At 68.7% G+C, this 22,431-nt stretch carries 26 protein-coding genes; 8 read left to right on the top strand and 18 right to left on the bottom strand.

Annotated elements, in window-relative coordinates; all coding sequences use genetic code 11:
- Positions 1 to 5 precede the first annotated feature (5 nt).
- Entirely contained in the window at positions 6 to 1,283 is a 1,278-nt protein-coding gene (locus tag AC06G6_RS15135) for an MFS transporter (RefSeq protein WP_479823321.1), read from the top strand.
- A 50-nt stretch (positions 1,284 to 1,333) separates the two neighbouring features.
- The gene (locus AC06G6_RS15130) at positions 1,334 to 2,401 is read left to right on the top strand and encodes a UDP-N-acetylmuramate dehydrogenase (protein ID WP_479823319.1); all 1,068 of its coding nucleotides are present in this window, start codon (positions 1,334 to 1,336) and stop codon (positions 2,399 to 2,401) included.
- A 13-nt stretch (positions 2,402 to 2,414) separates the two neighbouring features.
- Here the strand turns inward: AC06G6_RS15130 and AC06G6_RS15125 are convergent, their stop codons facing one another.
- Entirely contained in the window at positions 2,415 to 2,894 is a 480-nt protein-coding gene (locus AC06G6_RS15125; RefSeq protein ID WP_479823317.1) for a hypothetical protein, read from the bottom strand.
- Between the two features lie 69 nt (positions 2,895 to 2,963).
- On the opposite strand from AC06G6_RS15125, the gene AC06G6_RS15120 reads away from it, so the two are divergent.
- The gene (locus AC06G6_RS15120) at positions 2,964 to 4,070 is read left to right on the top strand and encodes a winged helix DNA-binding domain-containing protein (protein ID WP_479823315.1); all 1,107 of its coding nucleotides are present in this window, start codon (positions 2,964 to 2,966) and stop codon (positions 4,068 to 4,070) included.
- 17 nt (positions 4,071 to 4,087) lie between these two features.
- Here AC06G6_RS15120 and asd read toward each other — a convergent pair whose 3' ends face one another.
- The 17 genes from asd to AC06G6_RS15035 all read right to left on the bottom strand — a co-directional run bounded on the left by asd (position 4,088) and on the right by AC06G6_RS15035 (position 18,275).
- A complete protein-coding gene (gene asd, locus AC06G6_RS15115; RefSeq protein ID WP_479823313.1) occupies positions 4,088 to 5,218 on the bottom strand; it encodes an aspartate-semialdehyde dehydrogenase in 1,131 nt (376 codons plus the stop codon).
- A 144-nt stretch (positions 5,219 to 5,362) separates the two neighbouring features.
- The gene (locus AC06G6_RS15110; protein ID WP_479823311.1) at positions 5,363 to 5,683 is read right to left on the bottom strand and encodes a hypothetical protein; all 321 of its coding nucleotides are present in this window, start codon (positions 5,681 to 5,683) and stop codon (positions 5,363 to 5,365) included.
- A 61-nt stretch (positions 5,684 to 5,744) separates the two neighbouring features.
- Positions 5,745 to 5,975, bottom strand: a complete 231-nt coding sequence (locus AC06G6_RS15105; protein ID WP_479823309.1) for a hypothetical protein — start codon at positions 5,973 to 5,975, stop codon at positions 5,745 to 5,747.
- A gap of 6 nt (positions 5,976 to 5,981) precedes the next feature.
- Entirely contained in the window at positions 5,982 to 6,170 is a 189-nt protein-coding gene (locus tag AC06G6_RS15100; RefSeq protein ID WP_479823307.1) for a hypothetical protein, read from the bottom strand.
- On the bottom strand, positions 6,167 to 6,475 hold the full coding sequence (locus tag AC06G6_RS15095) for a hypothetical protein (RefSeq protein WP_479823305.1): 309 nt from the start codon (positions 6,473 to 6,475) through the stop codon (positions 6,167 to 6,169). The genes AC06G6_RS15100 and AC06G6_RS15095 overlap by 4 nt, the downstream gene beginning before the upstream one ends.
- 96 nt (positions 6,476 to 6,571) lie before the next feature.
- Positions 6,572 to 6,904, bottom strand: a complete 333-nt coding sequence (locus AC06G6_RS15090; protein ID WP_144671255.1) for a hypothetical protein — start codon at positions 6,902 to 6,904, stop codon at positions 6,572 to 6,574.
- A gap of 55 nt (positions 6,905 to 6,959) precedes the next feature.
- The gene (locus tag AC06G6_RS15085) at positions 6,960 to 7,613 is read right to left on the bottom strand and encodes a hypothetical protein (protein ID WP_479823303.1); all 654 of its coding nucleotides are present in this window, start codon (positions 7,611 to 7,613) and stop codon (positions 6,960 to 6,962) included.
- Positions 7,614 to 7,622: 9 nt separating this feature from the next.
- Complete coding sequence (locus tag AC06G6_RS15080) at positions 7,623 to 8,717, bottom strand: WXG100 family type VII secretion target (protein WP_479823301.1); 1,095 nt, start codon at positions 8,715 to 8,717, stop codon at positions 7,623 to 7,625.
- Positions 8,718 to 8,876: 159 nt separating this feature from the next.
- Positions 8,877 to 9,095, bottom strand: coding sequence for an NF038396 family protein (locus tag AC06G6_RS15075; RefSeq protein WP_479823299.1), 219 nt, complete (start codon positions 9,093 to 9,095; stop codon positions 8,877 to 8,879).
- Positions 9,096 to 9,099: 4 nt separating this feature from the next.
- The gene (locus AC06G6_RS15070; RefSeq protein ID WP_479823297.1) at positions 9,100 to 9,687 is read right to left on the bottom strand and encodes a dihydrofolate reductase; all 588 of its coding nucleotides are present in this window, start codon (positions 9,685 to 9,687) and stop codon (positions 9,100 to 9,102) included.
- Positions 9,684 to 10,487 (bottom strand): thymidylate synthase, encoded by an 804-nt coding sequence (locus AC06G6_RS15065; protein WP_479823295.1) that lies wholly within the window; start codon positions 10,485 to 10,487, stop codon positions 9,684 to 9,686. The genes AC06G6_RS15070 and AC06G6_RS15065 overlap by 4 nt, the downstream gene beginning before the upstream one ends.
- A 33-nt stretch (positions 10,488 to 10,520) precedes the next feature.
- Positions 10,521 to 10,943, bottom strand: a complete 423-nt coding sequence (locus tag AC06G6_RS15060) for a GntR family transcriptional regulator (protein WP_479823293.1) — start codon at positions 10,941 to 10,943, stop codon at positions 10,521 to 10,523.
- On the bottom strand, positions 10,940 to 12,589 hold the full coding sequence (locus AC06G6_RS15055) for a hypothetical protein (protein ID WP_479823289.1): 1,650 nt from the start codon (positions 12,587 to 12,589) through the stop codon (positions 10,940 to 10,942). The genes AC06G6_RS15060 and AC06G6_RS15055 overlap by 4 nt, the downstream gene beginning before the upstream one ends.
- A gap of 78 nt (positions 12,590 to 12,667) precedes the next feature.
- Positions 12,668 to 13,645 carry an NUDIX hydrolase gene (locus tag AC06G6_RS15050; protein WP_479823287.1) on the bottom strand — a complete coding sequence of 326 codons (978 nt, stop codon included), beginning with the start codon at positions 13,643 to 13,645 and terminating at the stop codon, positions 12,668 to 12,670.
- Positions 13,646 to 13,656: 11 nt separating this feature from the next.
- On the bottom strand, positions 13,657 to 15,921 hold the full coding sequence (locus AC06G6_RS15045; RefSeq protein ID WP_479823285.1) for an RNA degradosome polyphosphate kinase: 2,265 nt from the start codon (positions 15,919 to 15,921) through the stop codon (positions 13,657 to 13,659).
- Between the two features lie 114 nt (positions 15,922 to 16,035).
- The gene (gene mshD, locus AC06G6_RS15040; protein ID WP_479823283.1) at positions 16,036 to 17,019 is read right to left on the bottom strand and encodes a mycothiol synthase; all 984 of its coding nucleotides are present in this window, start codon (positions 17,017 to 17,019) and stop codon (positions 16,036 to 16,038) included.
- 557 nt (positions 17,020 to 17,576) lie between these two features.
- A complete protein-coding gene (locus tag AC06G6_RS15035) occupies positions 17,577 to 18,275 on the bottom strand; it encodes a winged helix-turn-helix transcriptional regulator (RefSeq protein WP_307465631.1) in 699 nt (232 codons plus the stop codon).
- Between the two features lie 256 nt (positions 18,276 to 18,531).
- Between AC06G6_RS15035 and AC06G6_RS15030 the strand changes: the two genes are divergently transcribed.
- The 5 genes from AC06G6_RS15030 (at position 18,532) to AC06G6_RS15010 (ending at position 22,367) form a co-directional block, all read left to right on the top strand.
- Positions 18,532 to 19,266 (top strand): permease, encoded by a 735-nt coding sequence (locus tag AC06G6_RS15030; RefSeq protein ID WP_479823281.1) that lies wholly within the window; start codon positions 18,532 to 18,534, stop codon positions 19,264 to 19,266.
- Between the two features lie 175 nt (positions 19,267 to 19,441).
- Entirely contained in the window at positions 19,442 to 20,056 is a 615-nt protein-coding gene (locus AC06G6_RS15025) for a nitrobindin family protein (protein WP_307465627.1), read from the top strand.
- Between the two features lie 100 nt (positions 20,057 to 20,156).
- Positions 20,157 to 20,873: a flavodoxin family protein gene (locus AC06G6_RS15020; protein WP_479828706.1), complete on the top strand. Its 717-nt coding sequence runs from the start codon at positions 20,157 to 20,159 to the stop codon at positions 20,871 to 20,873.
- Between the two features lie 22 nt (positions 20,874 to 20,895).
- Positions 20,896 to 21,978 carry a CAF17-like 4Fe-4S cluster assembly/insertion protein YgfZ gene (gene ygfZ, locus AC06G6_RS15015; protein ID WP_479823279.1) on the top strand — a complete coding sequence of 361 codons (1,083 nt, stop codon included), beginning with the start codon at positions 20,896 to 20,898 and terminating at the stop codon, positions 21,976 to 21,978.
- Positions 21,975 to 22,367, top strand: coding sequence for an ankyrin repeat domain-containing protein (locus tag AC06G6_RS15010; RefSeq protein WP_479823277.1), 393 nt, complete (start codon positions 21,975 to 21,977; stop codon positions 22,365 to 22,367). Before ygfZ ends, AC06G6_RS15010 begins: the two co-directional genes overlap by 4 nt.
- The last annotated feature ends 64 nt before the right edge of the window (positions 22,368 to 22,431 follow it).

The following is a 22,431-nucleotide window of genomic DNA, read 5'->3' as shown; positions in this document are numbered from 1 at the left end:
ATGCTGTGAGCGTCAGCACCGGCCGGGCCACGGAGGTCACACACTGGCGGAACGCCGTCGTGGCCGCCTACGCGTTCAGCGGCATCGCCTTCGCCACCTGGGTGTCCCGGCTGCCGGCCATCCGGGACGGGCTGGACCTCACGCCCGGCAACGTCGGACTGCTGCTGCTGTGCATGACCCTGGGCTCCTTCATCTCGGTCTCCGCGTCCGGGCTGATCGTGTTGCGGTTCGGATCCAAACAGACCATCCGGATCGGCAGCATCATGGTGGGCGCCGGGCTGGTCCTGACCGGACTGGGAACCTCGGTGCTGGTCAACCCGCTCGCCGTCGCCGCGGGGCTGGCCGTCATCGGCCTGGGCACCGCCAGCTGGAACACGGCCTCCAACGTCGAGGGGGCCGCGGTGGAACGCGCCGTCCGCCGGCACATCATGCCGCGGCTGCACGGATCGTTCAGCCTGGGCACGGTCGCCGGCGCGGCGGCGGGCGCCTGGGCCGCCGCGGCCGGTGTACCCGTCTTCGGGCACTTCGCCGTGGTGGGGCTGCTGGTCGCGGGCTCCGTGGCGACCGCCGCCGCCTGGTTCCGCGCGGACATCACCCCCGTGGAGGGCGGCCCGGGCTTCCGGCCGGCCAGGCCCGACACCTTCGAGGATCCCTCCACCGGGCCCATCCCGATCATCCGGCCGGACACGGCCCGGCCCGAGGCCCCGCTGGACAGCAAGCGCCAGATTGCCGCGGCCTGGCGGGACCGCCGGACGCTCCTGCTGGGGGTGCTCGTGCTGGGGCTGGCCCTCGCCGAGGGCGCGGCGGGGGACTGGGTGGCCCTGGCGCTCGCCGACGGCCACGGCCAGTCCGACGCCGCGGGCGCCGCCGGGTACGGGCTCTTCGTCACGTTCATGACCGTGGGCCGGTTCGCCGGCACCGTGGTGCTGGACCGCTTCGGCCGGGTCCCGGTGATGCGCTGGTGCGCGGCCCTGGCCGTGCTGGGCCTGGGCCTGTTCGTCTTCGCTCCGGCGCCCTGGGTCGCGTACGTGGCCCTCGCGGTCTGGGGGCTCGGCGCCTCGCTGGGGTTCCCGGTGGGCATGTCCGCCGCCGCCGACGACCCGCTCAAGGCCGCCGCCCGGGTCTCGGTGGTCTCCACGATCGGCTACGGCGCCTTCCTCTGCGGGCCGCCGCTGCTGGGCCTGCTGGCCGAGCACGTGGGCATCCTCCACTCCCTGCTGGCCGTGATGGTGATGCTCGTGGTCAGCTTCCTGCTCTCCCCGGTGGCCCGGAAGATCGCCTAGCGCGCGGCCCTGCTTAGGGGAGTCCGGCGTTACCCGGCTAGGCTGGTCGGGTGACCCAGACACTGCTTTCCGCCCTGACCACGGCCGCCGTCGGCGGTCCCGCCGGCTCCTTCATCGAAGCCCTCACCGAGGCGGAGATCATCGAGGCCGTCCGTTCAACGGACGCCGCCGGTGAGCCCCTGCTGATCATCGGCGGCGGCTCCAACCTGCTGGTGTCCGACGACGGGTTCCCCGGCACCGTGCTGAAAATCGCCTCGGAGGGGTTCACCGTCAATGCGGAGGACTCCTGCGGCGGCGTCGCCGTCGTGGTCCAGGCCGGCCACAACTGGGACGCCCTGGTGGAGCACGCCGTGCGGCACGCCTGGTCGGGCATCGAGGCGCTCTCCGGCATTCCCGGCGCCACGGGCGCCACCCCGGTCCAGAACGTCGGGGCGTACGGCTCGGACGTTTCCCAGACCATCGCCGCCGTACGGACCTGGGACCGGCAACGCAACGCCGTGCAGACCTTCACCAGTTCGGAGCTGAAGTTCGGCTACCGCGATTCGATCCTCAAGCAGACCACCGTCAACGGCTCCCCGCGCTACGTCGTGCTCACGGTCGAGTTCCAGCTGCCGCTGGGCAGGATGAGCGCCCCCGTCCGCTACGCCGAGCTGGCCCGAGTACTGGGCGTCGACGCCGGCCAGCGCGCCTATTCCAACGATGTCCGGCGTGAGGTTCTCCGGCTCCGGGCGTCCAAGGGCATGGTGTGGGACCCCGCGGACCGGGACACCTACTCCACCGGCTCCTTCTTCACCAACCCGATCGTGCCGGCAGCCGTCGCCGCCGGGCTGCCCGACGACGCGCCGCGCTACCCGGCCGGCGCGGACGGGCTGACGAAACTCTCGGCGGCCTGGCTGATCGACCAGGCCGGCTACGGCAAGGGATTCGGGCTCGAGCCGGACAGCGTCTCCGGCGGCCGGGCCTCGCTGTCCACCAAGCACACCCTGGCCATCACCAACCGGGGGAACGCCAGCACCGCGGACCTGCTGGCGGTCGCGCGGGAGGTGCGCCGCGGCGTCGTCGAACGCTTCGGGATCGAACTGCACCCGGAACCGCTGCTCATCGGCGTCGAACTCTAGGAAACGGCGCGCCTCAGTTCCCGCGGCGCTGTCCGGCGACCCTGCTGAAGAGCATAAAGGTGAAGCCGGACGCGGCGGCGCCCAGGAAGAAGACCTGGCAGAACGCCACGGACTGGGCGCTGGGCCCGCTGCGGAGCACCAGGCCGGCGAGGGCGAAGGCGACCGCCCCGGCCAGCAGGGCGAGGGAGCCGAGCAGGAAACTCTGCGCGGTGTCCGGGAATTCCCGGGGGTCCAGGCTCTCCGGTGATTCGACGGCGCCCCGCACGGGAGGGCGCGGCTGCACCGCGGCGGCCGTGACGAAACTGGTCACCGCCACGGCCATGGACATCATGGCCACGAGCTGCAGGGTGCTCATCATGGGCGATAGCCGCGTCCCGCTCGCGATGGCAACGGCGAGCCCGGCGCCCATGCCGGCAGCGCTGGACGCCCAGCCCAGCAGGGCGAGCCTCCGGCTCAGGGGCCGCAGCAGCGGCCACATCTCACTCAAGGTCATCCATCAAGGGTAGGGAGTCCGGCTGGGCGGCGGCTGGGAACCGCCCGCCAGGAGTCCTAGCATGGGTGCATGGCAGCAACGGCGCGTGCCCGGCTGAGCCGGGGGATCCTAGGACGGCTGCGGCTGGCCTCGCAGGGGCTGGCCGGGTCCGGATTCGGCAGCGTCCCGGCGGCCGTGCGCTGGATGACGGCCATGCAGGCCCAGGATCTGCAGTCCGCCCTCTGGGCCGTGGGCCAGCGGGTGCCGGGTTCGCGGGTCGGCGATGTCCGCAGCGCCCTTGACCGGGGCGAGATCGTCCGCTCCTGGCCGATGCGCGGCACACTGCACCTGCTCGCGCCCGAAGACCTCAAATGGATGCTGGCCATCACCTCCGATCGGCTGATCCGGGGCCTGGCCGGGCGTCACCGGGAACTTGGCATCACTCCCGCGGACGTCGACGCCGCAGCGGGCACCGCGCTGCGGCTGGTCGCCGGCGGGGCAGCGGCCAGCCGGGCGGAGCTGTTCCAGGCCTTCGAACGGGCGGGCCAGTCCGCGGCGGGCCAGCGCGGCATTCACCTGCTGGGGATCCTGTGCCAGCGGGGCTGGCTGGTGCAGGGCCCGCTGGCCGGCAACCAGCAGCTGGTGGTGGCCTTCGACGACTGGATCACCGAGTCGCGGGTCCTGGACCGTGCGGAGGGCACCGCCGAGTGGCTGCTGCGCTACCTGCGCAGCCACGGGCCCGCGACGGAGCGCGACTTTTCCTGGTGGTCCGGCATTCCCCTGACGGAGGTCCGCGCGGCCCTGGCCGGGGTGAAGGACCAGCTGGCGGAGGTGACCTTCGAGGGGACCAGCTACTGGATGTCCCCGGAGACGGCGGCGCTGCTCGACGAAGGCGTCCCCGCAGGGCGGCTGGTGCTGGCGCTGCCCGGCTTCGACGAGTTCCTGCTCGGCTACACGGACCGGTCGCTGGTGCTGCCGCCGGCCCATGCGGACAAGATCGTCCCGGGCGGCAACGGGGTGTTCCGGAGGACGATTGTCGCCGGCGGCCAGATCGTCGGCACCTGGGAGGTCACCCGCAGCGGAAGGGGCGTGGTGGTGGTGCCTGAGCCCTTCGATGAGGTTAACGGGCTGCGGCCTGCCGCCCAAAGATCCTTTGAGCTGCAGGCCGCGAAGTACCGGCGGTTTATCGGCACCTGAACGGGGTGGTGAAGCCCTTAGAGCTTGCCGGTGGCGATGTTGAGCATGCGGCGCAGCGGTTCGGCCGCGCCCCACAGGAGCTGGTCGCCGACGGTGAAGGCGCTGATGTACTGCGGCCCCATCTCCAGCTTGCGGATGCGCCCCACCGGGATGTCCAGGGTGCCGGAGGCCGCCACCGGCGTGAGGTTCGCCATGGAGTCCTCCTTGGTGTTGGGCACCACGGTGGCCCACTCGTTGTCCGCGTCCAGCAGCTTCTCGATCTCGGCGACGGAGAGGTCTTCGCGGAGCTTGAGCGTGAGCGCCTGGGAGTGCGAGCGCATGGCGCCGATCCTGATGCACAGCCCGTCCATGATGATGTGCTCATCGCCGGAGGTGCCGAGGATCTTATTGGTCTCCACCCCGGCCTTCCATTCCTCCTTGGACTGGCCGTTGCCGAGGTCAGCGTCGATCCAGGGGATCAGCGACCCGGCCAGCGGCACGCCGAACTGGGTGGCGTCGATGTCGGTGCGCTGGTGGGCCAGGACCTTGCGGTCAATCTCCAGGATGGCCGACGCCGGGTCGTCCAGTTCCGTGCTGACCTGGGCGTTGAGCGTGCCGAACTGGTTCAGCAGTTCGCGCATGTGCCGGGCGCCGCCGCCGGAGGCCGCCTGGTAGGTCATGGAGGTGCCCCATTCGACGAGGCCGTTCTTGAACAGCCCGCCCAGGCCCATCAGCATGCAGGAGACGGTGCAGTTGCCGCCGATGAAATCCTTGGTGCCGTTGGCCAGGCCCTTGTCGATCACCTCGCGGTTGATCGGGTCCAGCACGATGATCGAATCGTCGTTCATCCGCAGGGTGGACGCGGCGTCGATCCAGAGTCCGTCCCAGCCGCGGCTGCGCAACTCGCCGTGGACCTGTTTGGTGTAGTCGCCGCCCTGGGCGGTCACGATGATCGGCAGCTTCGCGAGGGTCTCGACGTCGAAGGCGTCCTCGAGCTTGCCGGCCCCTGCAGCGAAGGCGGGGGCGGCACCGCCCGCGTTCGAGGTGGAGAAAAATACCGGATTGATGTTGGCGAAGTCGCCCTCATCCTGCATGCGCTGCATCAGGACGGAGCCGACCATGCCACGCCAACCGACGAGTCCAATGGACGGAGTAGCTGCTGTAGTCATGGGCCCAGTTTAGACTTCGCCGGCCCCGGGGCGCAGTCGGTTACGTCACCGCCAACGGTTTACGCAAGGTACGGCGCCGGCCCGCGCCTGCCGTGCTATTCGACGGGCCGCGGGCGGTCCTTGTCCCTGCGCAACGGGTGGCCGTTACTTATTGGCCAATTGGCGGGCGGTGGGCTCGGGAATTCCCCGCTCCGCGCGGAGGTGTTTGGCCTTGGAGGCTATGGCCGCCATCCGCGCGGTGTACACCACGCCTGCCAGGGAAGCGACTGTCAGGACCAACGCACCCCAGAATGGATCCTGGCCTCGGGTGCTGGGGCCGGCGAAAAGCATGATGGAGAAGACGGCACCGGCGGCGAAGAAGACGGCCGTCATCACGAAACCGCCGGCAGACCGCACCTGGGGGTGGGAACTGGCGGTGACCACTCCGAGTTCTTCCCGCGAATAGCTGTGGAGTTCCCCAGCCACGGTGCGATGGACGATCCGCTCGCCATGCTTTGCAGTGGCCGCCGCGTGCCTGGCTTGAGAGTCACCGGGGGACATGCCCGGCTCCCGGTTCGGGGACACGCCGCTCGTTGCGCAGCTTTTTCGCCCGGTACTCGTCTTTTGCTATGCCGAAGGTATACCAGGCGCCGAACCCTGCGAGTGCCGTCAGAAACAGTGCGCCCCAGAACGGCTGCTCACCGCGGCCCACGGGTCCCAGCATTACTACCAAAGACAGAATGACGAGCAGTCCCATCACGGCGGTGAGGATTCCCATGCCCCACTAGGACCGGACCTGCACCTGTCCGCGGCCGGGAGAAAAGCCGACTTCGTCGGCGGGATAGCTGTGCAGTTCACCGGTGTCGGTCTTTCGCAGCACGCGCTTTTCTCCCCGTGCGAGCGCCTCCTTGTGTTCGGCATACACGTCATCGTTGCGGCGTTCACGCTCGGAACGAAGAGGATCGTTTGTCACTGATCTCCTTCGGGGAAGGGATGGCTGCTGTCCGGGAAATTCTCCCGGGTCAACGGTATCCCGGCAGGGATCTTCTCGAACCACTGGCGTGCCTGGTCATCGGTGACGGCGAATCGCGGTTTGGGCAGGCCCTTCAGGCGCCGCAATCTGCCGGCGGCGGACTCATTTCTGAGTGCACGCAGTCCCAAGAACCATCCACCGGTGAAAAGCGCCGTGCAGGCCAGGGACAACAAGGCAATGCCGAGATCCAGCCTGAAGGCGGCGATGACCAGCATCAGAGGGGCCAGAATGGCCGGAATGGTCATCAGGGCCGTGGCAGTGACGAGCCCGGTGACTGTGTGGGCCGAGTAGTTCCCGTTGGGTTGCGAGCCGCCGATGCCCCACTCCTCCCGGGTGACACGCTACTCAACCGGCCGTGGCAGGTTGCGGGCACCGCGCAATTTCTCGGCTTTTCGTTCCCTGAAGTATCCGGACCAGCCAGCGAACAGCGGATAAAGGACCAGCAGGTACATCCACCAGATCTCGCCCAGGATTCCCCACTGGTCGGTCACGGCCATCTGAACGATTCCGTAGAGCATCAGCCCGAACAGGGCAGACATCAGGAGGGAGAGGAACAGCAGGCCACCCGAAGAGTTCACGGGTTTGATGATGCCGAGGCCGTCGTCTTTCCTGACCCCGTACTCTTCATCCGTATAGCTGACGATTTCGCCGTTCTCGGCCAGGCGGTGCTTCAAAGGCGCCTCCGGGGGAGGGGGCGGTACGTAACCGGGCTCCTGCGGGACGTCCCTGCTACGCCTCGCCACGGGACTCCTCGATGGCGCTCAGCAGACCGGCATTATCCAGCGGACCGGTCTCCGTCACCTCGTCGGTGGCGAAGTCCGGCACACCGGTGGCCCAGGATTTCCCGTCGTGGCGGACGAGGAGGTGCTTCTCGTCGTCGAGGGTCTTGAAGACGAGATAGGCCGTGCCGCCTGGGTGCTCATTCACGTGCTGGCGAATGACCCGCAGCGTGGCCTCCGCGGAGCTGATCGTGGGATCCTGGGCGAAGGCGAACCAGGTGCCGAGCGCCCGGGGCTGCAGCATCAGGGACACCTCCGGAGCCTCGAGCAGCACCACGTTGTCCATACTGTCCTCGGTCAGCAGGGACATTTCGGTCCAGCGCGTCGACAGGCCCAGGGCAGTGGCGACGGCGGCGGCAACGCCCTTGACGCCAAGGTCGCCGTCGTCGTCGACGACGGCGAGGTCCCGTGCCAGGAGGGAAGAGGCGCCTGCCGTGCTTAATGTGACATCGTCGACGAGCTCCTCCGCCCTGAAGACGCTCACGGAGCGATCCCGGGCGGGGCCCTCCAAGACGTTGAGGAGGTAGGCGAACTCGCCCACGCCAAAGCCAATGACGTCGACCCCGAGCCGCGGCTCCTGGTGGATCTCGTGCTGAACGGTCATTTGAGTCTCCTAATCCCCGAAGCCAAAGAACTTGGCCACGGACTTGCCGGCATCCGTGACGTTGCCTGCAGTATCGCTGACGAATTTGCCGGGATCCTTGACAGCGTTGACGATGCCCTCTCCGACGTTCTTACCGACGCTTGTGATGGTGTCCCAGTTTTCGTAGACGGCGATCCCCACGCTGGCGACCTGGCAGACGGTTCCGGCCGGGGGCGGCAGGAAGCAGCCGACGCCGAGTAGGGCTTTGCCGCCACTCATGGCTCCGCCTTTGATATCGCCATCCGCAAAGCTCTTGACCGAATCGAAGGTGTTGAAACCGACGCCGGCCCAGCCGAGACCGCGAGCAATGCCCGACTTGCCAACCCACTCGTATTTGGTCCCTGCACCCAGCCAGGGCTTCTCGGCAATGAGGCCTCCCAGCTTGTCCAATGGCTTGATGAAGCTGTTGAGGTTCTTCAAGGACGCGACGTCAGAGGCCTTGTCGATGGCGTTGAGCGTGCGGCTGCCCTTGGAAGATTCCCGGAGCAGTCCTTCCAAGGCCTTATTTCCGGCAGTGGTCTGCCAGAGGTTGCGGGTCTCGAAGGCCGGTCCGCCTAAGCGATGGCGGCCTTTGGTGAAAAGTTCTCGGGCCATTTCCGCGCGCTGGTTCTTGAGCACCCAGCCGTACTGGCCAATATGCTTGGCCAAGGTGAGAGGGGCCTTGACGTTTCTCTGGATCCCCATGAACTTCTTGAGGAATGCGGCGCTGCCGGTGAGGACGCCGCCTGCTACTCCCAGGGCGCCCGCCCCGGACCCGATGGGACCGAGCGGGCCGCCGCCGGACCCCGCCGCCGCGTTGCTGGCCTTCTCCTGCTGATCGGCGTGCGTCGTCAGCCGCGTGGACTCTGCCTTGAGCGCGAAGGCTGTCTTCTGGATCAGGGCGCGGTGGCTGCTGTTCCACTCGGACGTGAAGCGGGCGCCGTCGGCACCCTTCCAGGCGGTGTTGTTGTTGATGGCCGACGTCAGCGCGGTCGACTGCTGCAGCAGCGTCTCGGACGTCTTGCCGAACTGTTGTGCGAGTGTGCGCAGCTGGGCGACGTCGGCGCCCCACAAGTTTCCTGCCATTGTGCCTCCCCCTTGGACCTGCATCAGCCTAACCGGCTGCGGCCGGGACCTGGTGCATTCCGGCGTGAGTACCTCACCGGGACCAAGGTAGCCGGAGCCGCGGCAACCGGCGATGGGGTGATGTCCCCATCCGCGGTCAGCCCGGGCAGGCGGGGTCGGCTACTCGCCGCTGCGCTCCGTGAGCAGCGCGTGCTTCCGCTTCCGGAGGGCGTAGAACGCCCCGAAGGCAAAGGCCTGCGTGACGACGACGAGCACGATGGCGCCGACGATCTTGTTGCCGCCCAGGATCATGGTCAGCCCCACGATCGCGGACAGCAGCGCCAGCAGCGGCAGCAGCATGTAGCCCAGGACAAAAAGGGTTTCGGGTTTCTGCAGCATTCTTCTAGCCCTCCGTCCGGCGCCACACGCTGATGCGGTAGCGGGTGCCGTCGTCGGCGGTTTCCCAGCCGTCGGCCGGCAGGCTCGCGCCCAGGGTCCAGTCGTAGCCCAGGTCCGGGGCGAACGTGTCGCCCTCCGTCGAGGCATCGATCGTGGTGATCACGGCGACGTTGGCGAGATCCATGGACTGCGCGTAGATGTTGCCGCCGCCGATGATCCAGACCATCTCATGGCCCGGCGCGAACTGGGACTCCAGCAGCGCGTCGTCCAGGGATTTGACCGCGATGGCGCCTTCCGCCGCCGGTGTCCCGCCCCAGTCTTCCTGCCGGGTGATGACGATGTTCGTCCGACCGGGCAGGGGGCGGTACTGGTCGGGAAAGGACTCCCAGGTCTTGCGGCCCATGATCACCGGGTGGCCTGCGGTGAGCCGGGTGAAGTGCCGCATGTCCTCGGGCAGGCGCCACGGCATCCCGCCGTCCCTGCCGATGACACCGGTGCTGGTCTGGGCCCAGACAACGCCGAGCCCGGTCAGGGCGGCAAGCGTGTCGGAGAAGTCGGCGGGCGGTGCGCCCTGGAGGTCGTCGTTGCTCATACGGCTATCGGGGCCTTAATCGTCGGGTGGTGCTGGTATCCGACCACCTCGAAGTCATCGAGGGTGTAGTCGAAGATGGAGGCAGGCTTGCGGGTGATCCTCAGCTGCGGGGACTCGTAGGGCTCGCGGGCGAGCTGCTTGAGGACCTGGTCCATGTGGTTGTCATAGATGTGGACGTCGCCTCCGGTCCAGACGAATTCGCCCGGCTCCAGGCCGGTCTGCTGGGCGACCATGCAGGTCAGCAGGGCGTAGGACGCGATGTTGAACGGCACGCCCAGGAAGGTGTCCGCGGAGCGCTGGTAAAGCTGGCAGGAGAGCTTGCCGTCGGCTACGTAGAACTGGAAGAACGCGTGGCACGGCGGGAGGGCCATGTCCTTCAGCTCGGCGACGTTCCAGGCCGAGACGATGTGCCGGCGGGAGTCCGGGTTGCTCTTGAGGTTCTCGATGAGCTCGGCGATCTGGTCGATGTGGCCGCCGTCGGGGGTGGGCCAGGAGCGCCACTGGACGCCGTAAACCGGGCCGAGTTCGCCGTCGGCGTCGGCCCATTCGTTCCAGATGGTGACACCCTGGTCCTGCATCCATTTCACGTTCGTGTCCCCGCGGAGGAACCAGAGCAGCTCCACGGCGACGGACTTGAAATGCACACGTTTGGTGGTGACCAGGGGGAAGCTCTTGCTGAGATCGAAGCGCAGCTGGCGGCCGAACACACTCAGGGTCCCCGTCCCGGTCCGGTCTGATTTGTGCGTGCCGTGGTCCAGGACGTCGCGCAGCAGGTCTTCATAGGGCGTTGGAATGCTCACGGTCCCAGTCTACTGAGAAGTCGCCGCCGCTCCTTATCCGTCTTGCTGGCTGAGCTTTGTCCGCAGGATTGCCAGCAGCGCGGCGTCGTCGAAGCCGGCGCGCCGGCCCTCGGCAATGTAGAGCTCGACGGCGGCGGTCACCTCCGCGACGACGGTGCCCGGCGCGGGAGTGCCGGCCAGGGCACCGGCAATGGCGGACATTCCGTTCGCCGGCGTCCCGGCGACCACGGTGCCGTTGCGCCGCCTGGTGTCGATCAGCCCCGACTGCTCCAGCTCCCGGTAGGCCCGGGCGACGGTCCCGGCCGCGATCCCGAGGTCCGCGGCAAGGCGCCGGACCGTCGGCAGGCGGGTGCCCGGCTCCAGTGCTCCGAGGGTGATCAGCGCGGAGATCTGCGCCCGGATCTGTTCGTAGGCCGGTGCGGCCGAGTCCAGGTCCACGGAGATCCCGGCCGTCACGCGGAGACTCCCGTCCGCGGCAGGGGAGCCGGGGCGGGCCGTGCCGGGCCGCGCACCGGAATGACGGCGATGACCGTGGCCGCGACGCCCAGCACTGCGCCGGCCGCGATCGCCGGCCACCAGGTTGTCGCGGCCGGGTCGGTCTCCCCGAAAGCGGCCCGGCCCAGCACGGCCGCCCAGGCGTTGCTCTGGGTCAGGAGCAAGACGCCGGCCTGGGCGGTGAGGGCGGCCGCCAAGGTCCGCATCACCCGGTGGACGGTGATGGCGCGCAGGGCCGGGTCCAGGCCGGCCGGGGCGTCGGGAATGCCCTGGCGGCGCCGGGCCAGGAGCAGCACCGGAAGGGCGGCGGCACACACGCCGGCGGTGAGCAGCCCGGCCGGAACCCAGGCCGGACCCTCCGCCAGCCGGGCATTCCCCACGGCCGTGACAACCAGGACGATGAGGAAGGCCAGCAGCGCCAGGACGGCGGTGGTCAGCAGGGCCGGGCTCACCGGCTGCCGGGGCCAGCCGCGCGGGGCTTCCGGGTGTCCGTAGTTGTGCTGCAGCAAGAACTCCCCGGCGGCAATGACGAGCAGGACCAAGACCGCCATCAGCGCCACGAAACCCGCAAAACCATAGCTGGCGGCCGCGAGAGCCTGGGCGAGGAAGGCCCCGGTCAGCAGCGGCACCGCGGCCGCCAGCCCCAGCAGCGCCCCGAGGGAGGCGACGAGCCGGGCCGCCGGATGCTGCCGGCCGTCGGCGATCCCCGGTTCCGGTCGGTTCCGGGCGCCCAGTCCCGCCGTCGCGAGCCGCGGGGGCCGCCACCCCAGCATGACGAGCAGGACCACGCCGCAGGCCAGGGCTTCCGGGTTCCCCCAGGACGTCATCCCCTGGGCCGGATCGGGCCGGGCCGCGAAGTTTCCGGCGATTGCGGCCAGCCCGGCGGCCACCGTGGAGACCGTCCGGAGCAGCCGGTTCATGGCGATGGTCCGCAGCACGGTGTTGTCGGCCGCGTCCAGGGACTCCAGCTGGCGGCGGCTGGCGATCAGCCGCAGCACCAGCCACGTCCCGCCGGCCAGCACCAGCAGGGCCCCTCCCAGCCAGACGGCCACGTCCGGCCCGGGAAGGCGTCCGTCACCGCCGCCGCTGTAGTAGCTGTAGCTGTCGGGGCCGTCGCTGACCCGGGTGGGGGCCACGGCCGCGAATCCGGGAAGGGCGGCCGTGCGGGCGATGGCCGCGGCGGCGGTGAGGAAGATCGCGGTCGTGGTCAGGGCGAGCCTGCGCGGCAGGAAGTCCCGGATGCGCCGGACCGACAGCACGGCCTGCCGCCGCATCCGCCGGGGACCGGGGTAACTCACCTGGCCGAGGGCGTGCACGGTCAGGCAGCCCAGGACCGGCCACGCCAGTGCCGGCAGGACCGTCCCGGCGCTGGTCAGGGCGCCGCCGGCGGACGGACTGGCCGGAATGATGCCCACGTTCATCGCCGCCTGGAGGGAGCTCGCCAGCCAGCCGATGACGCCCACCCACAGTGCGTGCTCCGACACCGACGCCGGCGAGGTCCCGGTCCGCGGCGCCCAGACCACCCAGCGCAGCACCACGTAGACAGCGACGGCAGCGAGGAGCGGGCCGAGCAGCAGCAGCGGCGGCAGGCTGGGCTGGAGCGGCATTAAATCCCCCAAGATTCTGCGGCAATGTATCAAGTGTTTGATACAAACTATGGCCGGCAGGGCGGGGGGTCAATGACCTCAGTCGTCGAAGGGCCTGAATCGCTCGACCGCGACCACCTTGTTCTTGCTGTGGTGCGCCACATGGCACACGACGATCTCACCAGGGGCAAGGAACGGGTCGGTGTCCGGGAGCAGAGCGCGCAGCCGGGACCCCATGTGCTTGCCGAGCTGGGCGAACACGGTGGGGAGGGCCGGGCGGTGCGTGCACAGGGCCACGGCCCGCTGCTTGTCGAAGAGGCCCTCGACGGCGGCGGCCGTCTTGTGCGGATGGCGGCCGTGCCGGTGCTCGGTCAGGGCTTCATTCAGCTTCACCTTCGCGTCGGACGCCTTGGCGTACGGGGCGATGGTGGCAACACACCTTAGCCACGGGCTGGAGACAATTCGCATGGGCTTCCAGGCCTGCAGCAGCCGTCCCACTGCCTGCGCCTGCCGCAACCCGGTGACGGCCAGGGGCCGGTCCCCTTCGGCTTTGGACCAGGAGGAGCGCGGCTTGGCCTTGGCGTGGCGGACGATCACGAGCGGCCAGGTCTTCAGTTCGCCGCGGGCGTGGGCGGCCGCCAGATGTTCCAGCGGGGCAACGTCGCTGGGGTTGCTCAGCAGGCGGGCCGCCTTCTCCGGCGAGCACCACATGACGCTGTCCACTTCCTTGCCGTCGGGCAGGAGAGAGGCCCCGTCGACGTCGACCGCCCAGTAGTGGACGACCTTCAGCCCGACGGGGACGTGGTAGTGGATGGCCGGCAGCGGGATGCCCAGCGGTGCCTTGAGCCCGATTTCCTCTTCGACCTCGCGGGCGGCGCACTCGGGCACCGTCTCGCCGGGATCGATTTTGCCCTTGGGCCAGGACCAGTCGTCATAGCGCGGGCGGTGGATCAGCAGGACCTCGAGTTGGTCCTTGTCGCCCGGGGCAACGCGCCACGGCACGGCCCCGGCAGCCACCACCGCAATGGCTTCGCCGGCGTGGTCTGTCTGGTCGGCAACCAGTGAATCGCTACTCAATGCCAGAGCCCCTACCGCAGACCGGCGGAACGCTGCCGCGAGCGGGAGTTGAGCAGCCAGGACTGGATGTCTTCGAGCTCCTGCCCGTCGTCGGTGACGTGGTGGCGGGTCCAGACCGCCTGGTTGTCCAGGTGCCAGCTGGCGGTGCCCGGATCCATGTAGCGGCGCAGCAGGTCCATGACATAGGTCGTGTCGTCCCCGCTGGTGAGCTGGACGAGGGCCTCCACGCGCCGGTCAAGGTTGCGGTGCATCATGTCCGCCGAACCGATGTAGACCACCGGGTCCCCGGCATTGGCGAAGGCGAAGACGCGGGAGTGCTCCAGGAACCGGCCCAGCACGGAGCGGACCGTGATGTTCTCGCTGAGCCCGGGCACGCCCGGCCGCAGGGAGCAGATGCCGCGGACGATGATGTCCACGGGAACGCCGGCCTGGGACGCCCGGTAGAGGGAATCGATGATGGCTTCGTCCACCATCGAGTTGACCTTGATCTGGACCCGGGCGGTGAGGCCCGCCCGGGCGTTCCGGATCTCGGTTTCGATCCGGTCGATGAGTCCCGACCGCACCGACCGGGGGGCCACCAGGAGCCGCTTGAAGGTCGACTTCGGGGCGTAGCCGGACAGCTGGTTGAAGAGCTTCGAGAGGTCCTCGCCCACCTGCTCATTGGCCGTGAGGAGGCCCAGGTCCTCGTAGTAGCGGGCTGTGCGCGGGTGGTAGTTGCCGGTGCCGATGTGGCAGTAGCGGCGGAGGCCGTCCACTTCCTGGCGCACCACGAGGGAGAGCTTGCAGTGGGTCTTGAGGCCCACGATGCCGTAGACCACGTGGACGCCGGCCTGCTCCAGCTTCCGGGCCCAAGAGATGTTGGCCTGCTCGTCGAAGCGGGCCTTGATCTCGACCAGGGCCAGGACCTGCTTGCCGGCCTCGGCGGCGTCGATCAGGGCGTCGACGATCGGGGAGTCGCCCGAGGTGCGGTACAGCGTCTGCTTGATGGCCTGGACCTTCGGGTCCGAGGCCGCCTGCTCCAGGAACGCCTGCACCGAGGTGGAGAACGAGTCGTAGGGGTGGTGCAGCAGGATGTCCCGGCGCCGCATGGCCGCAAAGACGTTCGCCGCCTTGGACGTTTCCGACTCGTTGAGGTGCCGGGAGGTGTGCGGGACGTGCTTGGGGTAATGCAGGTCGGCGCGGTCGATGCCGGCGATGACCGAGAGCCCGCGCAGATCCAGCGGGGCCGGAACCGAGTAGACCTCGGATTCCTCGACGCCCAGCTCGCGGATCAGCAGCGCCCGGATGTTCGGGTTGATGTCGTTGGTGACTTCGAGCCGGACCGGCGGGCCGAAGCGGCGGCGCAGCAGTTCCTTTTCGAGGGCCTGCAGCAGGTTCTCGGCGTCGTCCTCTTCGACCTCGAGGTCCTCATTGCGGGTGACACGGAAGGTGTGGTGCTCCAGCACCTCCATCCCGGCGAAGAGCTGGTCCAGGTGGACGGCGATGACTTCCTCGAGGGCGATGAAGCGTGCCACCCGGCCCGGCACGGAGCCGGCGCGCGGGCCGTCGACCGAGATCAGCCGGGGGAGCTGGTCCGGGACCTTGAGGCGGGCGAAGAGTTCCTTGTCGCTGATCGGGTTGCGGACGACGACGGCGAGGTTCAGGGAGAGCCCCGAGATGTACGGGAAGGGGTGGGCCGGGTCCACGGCCAGCGGGGTCAGGATCGGGAAGACCTTCTCGGCGAACATGGCGCTGAGCTGGTCCTTGGCCTGGGAGTCGAGTTCGTCCCAGTGCATGAGGTGGATGTGCTCGTAGGCCAGCGCCGGGCGGATCTGCTCGGCGTAGACGCGGGCGTGGCGCTGCTGCAGCCGGTGGGCCTCCTCGCCGATCTGTTCCAGGACCTGCACCGGGCTGAGCCCGGCGGGGGAGGGGACGGCCAGGCCGGTGGCGATCCGGCGCTTCAGCCCGGCGACACGGACCATAAAGAACTCGTCCAGGTTGGACGCGAAGATGGACAGGAAGCTGACCCGCTCCAGCAGGTGCAGGTCCGGGTCTTCGGCGAGTTCCAGCACGCGGGCGTTGAAGGAGAGCCAGCTCAGTTCGCGGTCCAGGAAGCGGTCCGGGCTGAAGTCGCCCTCCGGTTCCAGGTTGGGCGCGAATTCCGGAATGTCGATCCGGTCCTGGGTGGCACGTGAGGCAGGCACTTCGGAGGAGCCGAACTGGGCGCGCGCGGGCCGGACTTTCTTGTCCGACGTGGCGGCCTCAGACGTGGCTGTCCGGGCAGAATCCCGTTGCATGGTCTCTCCTAATGCTGGCTCGATTTAGCTTCAACCTTACAAGCAAACATCGCGCGATCAGCTTTCGCGGAGTGCAGATTTCCCCGGGCGGAGACAAGATGTCCGCCGACTGGATTAACCACCCGCCAGCGGGGCATACATCACGTCGACGTCCCAGCGGGTGAAGCCCAGCTTCCGGTACAGCGAAACGGCCGGGGCGTTGTCCGCATCGACGTAGAGCATGACGGCGTGCAGGCCCTGGCGCTGCAGGTGCCGGATGCCGGCCACGGTCAGCGCTTTGCCCAGCCCGGTGCCCTGCGCCTGGGGGGTGACGCCCACGACGTACACCTCGCCGATCGCCGGGTGGTCCCCGTGCCGGGGGTGCACCTTGGTCCAGTGGAAGCCGAGGATCCGGTCCGAGGAGTCGACAGCGAGCAGGAAACCGGCGGGATCGAACCACGGCTCGGCCATCCGGGCGTCCAGATCGGCGCGGGTCATGTTGCCCTGCTCGGCGTGGTGCGCGAAGGCGGCCCGGTTCGCGGCGAGCCAGGCGTCCTCATCCCGGCCCGGGACGAAGGCGCGCAGCGTCACCCCGTCCGGCAGCGGAACGTCGGGCAGCTCCGCCGTCGAGCCGGCGAGCCGCATCTTCCACAGCTCCCGGACCGGGCCGTAGCCGTAGCGGGCGGCGAGGTCGGCCGCGGCCTCGTGGTTGCCGTGGGACCAGGCCTTCAGGCCGGCGAAGCCGCGGGTGGCTTGGAGCTCGCCGACCAGCCGGGTCGCCACCCCCTGGTTGCGGTAGCTGGGGTGGACGGCAATCTCCAGCACGCCCGTGCCGTCCGGTTCCTCGATCACGACGGCGACGCCGGCCAGATCCTGCGCCGTCGCCGGGTCGGAACTCTCATCGGGCCAGTACAGGGCGAGGGTCAGCACCGCATGGGTGCCTGGCGTTCCCTCGGCGTCCGCGGTCCGGAGCGTCACCAGCGTCTGCTCGGACAGCGGCGGATTGCCATCGGATTCCTCCGCGGCGGCCGCGAGGGCTTTGACGTCCTTCAGGAGCTGCGGATCCGCGGCCCCCCTGGCGGCGAGGACGGACCAGTTCTCAGGGTGCGCAGGACTCATGGTGCAAGGCTATACGCTGCCGCGCGGGCGGGGCCGATTTTGCTGATTCCGGAACTGTTACGTATAGTCGATATCTCGTCCGGCTGTTCGGTCCAGAACTTGTTTCTGGTTCCGCTGGCCTGGCGGCGAGGGGGATCCACCACTGGGGTGGCCTCGATACGTTCGACCCGTATGTCCTCCACTGAAGAAAAGGAAAGCCCCGGACTCCTGTCCGGGGCTTTTCGTGTTCCAGACCGCCAACCCCGATCTGCGGGGCGGCGGGCAGATCAGGGCGGATCGGCGCCGCATGTGCGCCGTGATCTGCCCGGAGGCTTCGTAAAGGCCGTCGGTGCGTCACGCAAACGGCTGCGGGCTCACCGAACGGGGTGACGCGGTCCGGGGGCACTTTGACACGGACACGCCGCGGACACCGGGCCCAAGGGGCCGGAATCATGCCCAGAGTCGCCCCGGACGGCAAGCGGCGGGGTATGAAGGTCCCTTCGACACGGGGTTGATGGTCTATACCGCCGCCCTGCGGGGCTGAAGTGCGGGCTGAGGTGCAGGGCGCGGTTGCCGTGTCAGGCTTCGGTGAGTTCTTCCTCCGGATGCCGGACCAGGGTCAGGCGGTACCCCACGTTGCGGACCGTGCTGATCAGGTTCTCGTGGTCGGCGCCGAGTTTGGCCCGGAGGCGCCGGACGTGGACGTCGACCGTGCGGGTGCCGCCGTAGTAGTCGTAGCCCCAGACCTCGGTCAGCAGCTGCTGGCGGGTGAAGACCCGGCCGGGGTGCTGCGCCAGGTACTTGAGCAGTTCAAATTCCTTGAAGGTCAGGTTCAGCGGTGCGCCGTTGACCCGGGCGGTGTAGCTGGCCTCATCGATGACGACGCCGGCGGCCCGGATTTCGGTCGGCGCGTCGTCCTGGTCCGGCACGGCCCGGGCGACGCCCAGGCGGATGCGGGCCTCGACTTCGGCGGGTCCGGCGGATTCGAGCAGGATGTCGTCGACCGCCCACGCCGAGGACACGGCGGCCATGCCGCCCTCGGTCAGGATCAGCATGAGCGGGGCGCTGAGGCCGGTGGCCTTGAGCAGCTGGGTCAGGGAACGTGCGCCGACGAGGTCTTTGCGGGCGTCGAGCAGGACGATGTCGCAGGGGTCGGTCTCCAGCAGCGCCGTCGGCTCGGCGGGGAGAATATGGACCCGGTGGTTCAGAAGTTCCAGAGCGGGCAGGACGTCCACCGATGATCCGGTGCTGTTCGTCAATAGCAGGATGTGCGACATGTTTCCTCCAAGGGGTGTCCGCGCATCGTTGGGCGTCTGTAGCTGAGTCCGAGTATACCCAAAGGCCCCTTGCCGGACATGCCCCGGTCACCCGCGTCCGGTTCTTTTGCGACACAAAACGGTCACATAGGGCAGGATTGATCCGTCGGGGCCTGCCGCCCCATGGCGAAAGATCAGGTCGAAGTGGGTCCGCAGTGAGCGAAAGTAAAACGATGGCCGGAAGACGGATGACGCAAACACACATGTCTGGTAACAAGTGAGGGCTTGGTCCATCGGCGTCATCGGCTTGGCCGGACTCGCCGCGATCGTCGGCGCGTCCTACACCTCGCCGGAGGCACTGCTGGCGGTGGGGGTGCTGATCGCCGCCGCCGTCGGAATCGGCTGGCCGCACTTCCTGGGCATCCCTGCCAGGAAGACCCTCGCCGTGCTGATCGGCCTCCCGGGCGTGGGCGCCGCCGTCGCCGCCACGTACCTTCCTGCCCCGGGGTTCCTGGACTGGACGCCGTCGTTCATGGCGGCCGGGGTGATGGCGATCTTCGTGATGCAGCTGATCCGCGGCACCGGCCAGTCGCAGCGCCTGGAGTCCATTCTCGGTTCCTCCGCCGGCGTTCTGTTGTCCTGCCTGGGCGCCGGGTGGATCGCGTGCACCCGCTTCAACGGCGTCCGTGAGATGGTCCTGGTCGCCGCGATCAGCGCCGCGATCGCCCTGCTGGCGGGCCTGATCCGCTGGCCGGACCGGGTGGTGGCGCCGCTGGGCGTCGTCGCCGCCGGTCTGGCCGGACCGCTCGCGGGCCTGGTATTCTCCGACATCGCCGTGATCCCGGCCGCGATCGTCGGCGTGGTGGTGGGGGCCGTGCTGGTGAGTTTCCGCCGGCTGGTCATCCTCCGCGGTGAATCGCTAAGCTTTGCGGCAGCCCTGGGAATCGGGCTGGGCCCGGTGTCCGCCGTCGGTTCGCTGGCGTACTTCATAGACAAACTACTCATCTTCTAAAGCGCTAGGATGGCATCATGTCCGTACTTGCATTTGAAATCTTCTTCCTTGTCCTCCTTGGCGTTGCCAGCCTGGCCATGGCCTGGTTTGCCGGCTTCGTGGTGTACCGCCTCTTCAAGGGCCAGAAGTAACAGCCAGAAATAACTAGCCGTCTTCGTTTCCAGAGGTAGCTGCTGTGCCGATTGAAATACCTACAGATCTGACCCCCGAAATCGTTCCGCTGTCCTGGCTCATTGGTGAGTGGGAGGGCCGAGGCCGGCTGGGGGCCGGGGAAGAGGATTCCGAGCACTTCCTGCAACACGTCTCCTTCACGCACAACGGCCTGCCGTACCTGCAGTACCGTGCCGAGAGCTGGCTGACCGACGACGACGGCACCAGGCTGCGTCCGCTGACGGTCGAAACCGGCTTCTGGGCCCTGGAGCGCAAGCAGCGCGAGGAAGACGGCGGCCCCGGGCTGATCCCGGCGGACATCGTTCCCGTGCTCAAGAGCGCCGACGAAGTCGAGGCCCTGCGCAACAAGGACGGCGGCTTCGACATCTCCGTGTCGATCTCCCACCCCGGCGGGATCTCCGAGCTGTACTACGGCCAGATCAAGGGCCCGCAGATCCAGCTCAGCACCGACATGGTGATGCGCGGCAGCCACTCCAAGGAGTACACGGCCGCCACCCGGATCTTCGGACTCGTGGACGGCAACCTGCTCTGGCGCTGGGACGTGGCCACGGGCAAGGCCCCTGCCGGCGGTAGCGGACTGGAAGCGCACGCGTCCGCCATCCTCCATAAGGTCACCTGAGCGGCTGAACACTGCGCCGCACCGCCCGTGGTGAGGGCTCACTGATTTTCCTTTGTCCGTAGCGACCGCAGGGAGTACCACAGTGAATGCCACAGCTGCCATGTCCGGGAAAACCGCCGATTTCAGCGACCTCAAGGCCGTCTATTTCAACGGCACCCTCAAAAAGTCCCCGGAGAAATCCAACACGCAGGGCCTGATCGAGGTCAGCCGCCGGATCATGGACAAACACGGCGTCAGCACACGGGTCATCCGGACCGTGGACCATGACATCGCCAGCGGCGTCTACCCGGACATGCGCGAGCACGGCTGGGCGAGCGATGAATGGCCGGAGCTGTATCCGGCCGTCCGGGACGCCGACATCGTCATCGTGGCCGGACCGATCTGGCTGGGCGACAACTCCTCGCAGACCAAGAAGCTGATCGAACGGCTCTACGCGCACTCCGGCGAGCTCAACGACAAGGGCCAGTGGGCGTTCTACCCCAAGGTGGGCGGCTGCCTGATCACCGGCAACGAGGACGGCATCAAGCATTGCGCCATGAACGTCCTGTACAGCCTGCAGCACATCGGCTTCACCATTCCGCCGCAGGCCGACGCCGGCTGGATCGGCGCCGTCGGCCCGGGCCCGAGCTACCTCGATGAAGGCTCCGGCGGTCCGGAGAGCGACTTCACCAACCGCAACACCACGTTCATGACGTGGAACCTGCTGCACCTGGCCCGGATGCTCAAGGACGCCGGCGGCATCCCGGCCTACGGCAACCTGCCGGAGGCCTGGAAGGCCGGGACAAGGTTTGACTTCGAGAATCCGGAATACCGCTAGCCCGTTAGGACTTCTACTTCATATGACTATCAAGAGCCCCCTGCTGGCGCGCCCTGGCGCCGTCGAAGCCGGCGGCGCTGACGCCGGCGTCGCCTCCCACTACGGCGAACCGCTGCGCGAACAGCGGGCGCTGGCCGCCGGCACCGCCGTCGTGGACCTGTCCCACCGCGGCGTCGTCACCGTCACCGGGCCGGACCGGCTGAGCTGGCTCAACACGCTGTCCTCCCAGCAGCTCACCAGCCTGGCCCCCGGGCAGTCCAGCGAACTGCTGCTGCTAAGTGTGCAGGGCCGGATCGAGTTCGACGCCCGGGTGGTGGACGACGGCGCGACCACGTGGCTGATCGTCGAGGCGGCCGAGGCCGCTCCGCTGGCCGAATGGCTCAACAGGATGAAGTTCATGCTCCGCGTCGAGATCGCTGACGCCTCGGCGGACTGGGCCGTGCTGGGATCCACCCACCGGGTGCCGGAATGGTCCGGCCTGCTGGTCTGGGAAGACCCCTGGCCGCATGTCGGCGCCGGCGGCTACTCCTACGCCGTGGTCGCGGAGGACGCCCACCCCGGGCTGGAACGGCCCTGGTTCGAATACCTCGTCCCGGCCGCCGAGCTGGAAGCCACGGTCGGCGACCGCCCGCTCGCCGGAATCTGGGCCGCCGAGGCGCTGCGCATCGCGGCCTGGCGGCCGCGCTGGGGTGCCGAAACCGACGACAAGACCATCCCGCACGAACTGGACCTGCTCCGCACCGCCGTGCACCTGAACAAGGGCTGCTACAAGGGCCAGGAAACCGTCGCCCGGGTCCACAACCTGGGCCACCCGCCGCGCCGGCTGGTGTTCCTGCAGCTCGACGGCTCCCAGCACACCATGCCCGCCGTCGGCAGCGAGGTCCGGTCCGGGGACCGGAAGGTCGGCACCGTGACCTCGGTGGCGCAGCACTACGAGATGGGGCCGGTGGCCCTGGCCGTGGTCAAGCGGTCCGTCGCGCCGGAGGAGGTCCTGACCGTCGTCGACGGCGAAGAGCCCTACACCGCGGCGCAGGAGCTCATTGTGGCCCCCGACGCCGGCCAGGTCGTGGGCCGCCAGACCGGCTTCCTGCGGGGAACCCGATGACCGACAGAGCAGCGCCGGACGACGAGACGCTGGCCCTGGCGCACAAGCTTTTCGACGCCGCCCGGCAGGGGGATACCCCGCTGCTGGCCGGCTACCTCGCCGCCGGAGCCCCGGCCACCCTGACCAATGAGGCCGGGGACACCCTGCTGATGCTCGCGGCCTACCACGGCCACGCGGACACCGTCCGGCTGATCCTGCAGCACGGCGGAGACGCCAACAGCGCCAACGACCGGGGCCAGACCCCGCTCGCCGGCGCCGTGTTCAAGGGCTACACGGAAGTGGCGCAGGCGCTGCTGGAGGCCGGCGCGGACCCCGACGCCGGCACGCCCTCCGCCCGTGCCGCCGCGCAGATGTTCGAGCGCAAAGACATCCTGACGCTGCTGGGCTGAGCCCATCCGGGGCTTCGGCCGCGACGAATTCCTAAGAACTATGAGCGCCATTCTTTCAATCCGT

The organism is Arthrobacter sp. CJL-S3 (assembly GCF_056711635.1).
This window is presented reverse-complemented; position numbering and strand designations above follow the sequence as displayed.